The sequence below is a fragment of the Yersinia sp. IP36721 genome, assembly GCF_003634395.1.
Taxonomy (GTDB): domain Bacteria; phylum Pseudomonadota; class Gammaproteobacteria; order Enterobacterales; family Enterobacteriaceae; genus Yersinia; species Yersinia entomophaga.
This window is the reverse complement of record NZ_QCZL01000066.1, coordinates 1-1,209: the sequence shown is the minus strand read 5'-3', so window position 1 is coordinate 1,209 and position 1,209 is coordinate 1. Positions and strand designations below refer to the sequence as shown.

The following is a 1,209-nucleotide window of genomic DNA, read 5'->3' as shown; positions in this document are numbered from 1 at the left end:
GTTGATCTCACCCAACGCGCCTTCTGCGGTCTGAGACAGAGAAATACCGTCGTTCGCGTTACGCGCAGCCTGAGTCAGACCGTTGATGTTAGAAGTGAAACGGTTGGCGATCGCCTGACCCGCTGCATCGTCCTTCGCGCTGTTGATACGCAGGCCGGAAGACAGACGCTCAATGGCGGTGCCCAAAGTAGACTGGGATTTGTTCAGGTTGTTCTGAGTCAGCAGAGACAGGCTGTTAGTGTTAATTACCGCCATAGTATTATTTCCTTTAAATATGTTTCGGCTAAGGTTTAGGCTTATTGCCTACGGCTTCAATCACCGTCCCCTTATTTATCGGCACCTGCATTCATAGCTTTAATTAAATCGCGTGTTTTTATTAAAAAACCAATAAATAACAGACACAAAAAAGCCCCCGCAATGCGGAGGCTCGATATATTGCTCGACGGGGAATTAACGCAGCAGAGACAAGACAGTTTGTGGAACCTGGTTAGCCTGTGCCAATACGGAAGTCCCTGCCTGCTGCAGGATCTGCGCACGGCTCATGTTGGACACTTCTGTAGAGTAATCGGCATCCTGAATACGGCTACGTGCGGAAGTCAGGTTGTTTACAGTGTTGTTCAGGTTGGTGATGGTTGACTCAAAACGGTTCTGAGACGCACCCAGCACGCTACGCTGAGTATCGACCGCTTTCAGGGCTTTATCGATATCAGCCAATGGCGTCGTACCGACAGCCAGACCAGCTGAATCCACATTACCTTTCAGTACATCAAAACCTTTAGCTGCAACGGTACGTGCATTGCCATTAACCGCTTCACCAGCGGCCGTTGATGTATCCAAGGCCGTTTTGAAGGCTGCGTTAGAGGCGGTCAATGCAGTATTGGCAGTACCGACAGCGGTAGTGGCGGTATCAAATGCGGTTTTAGCTGTTGCGGTTGCAGCAACATCACCCGCTACGCCAGATGCATCAGAGATTGCTTTCGCAGCCAGATAAGCGCTGTTTTTCGCCGCAGCGTCAGCCGTTTTGGTATCAAAGTCGGTTTTTTTCGTCGTTACATCAGTTTGGGCAGTACCCAGCGCTGTAGTCGTTTTGAATTGGTAAGTGTTGACAGTATCGCCAGAAACGCCGCCGGCGCCCGCCGCTGCCAGGTTCCAGCCCGCGCTTGAACCGATAGCGATGCTGATTTTCTCGCCGTCTTTAGAACCCACTTG

The 1,209-nt window shown here is 50.9% G+C and carries 1 protein-coding gene and 1 pseudogene; both read right to left on the bottom strand.

Annotated elements, in window-relative coordinates:
• A pseudogene (locus DBA33_RS20245) lies at window positions 1–255 on the bottom strand (flagellin FliC); the annotation flags it as partial.
• A gap of 195 nt (window positions 256–450) precedes the next feature.
• The coding region (locus DBA33_RS21120) for a flagellin (protein ID WP_276148146.1) at window positions 451–1,209 on the bottom strand (759 nt) is incomplete at its 5' end.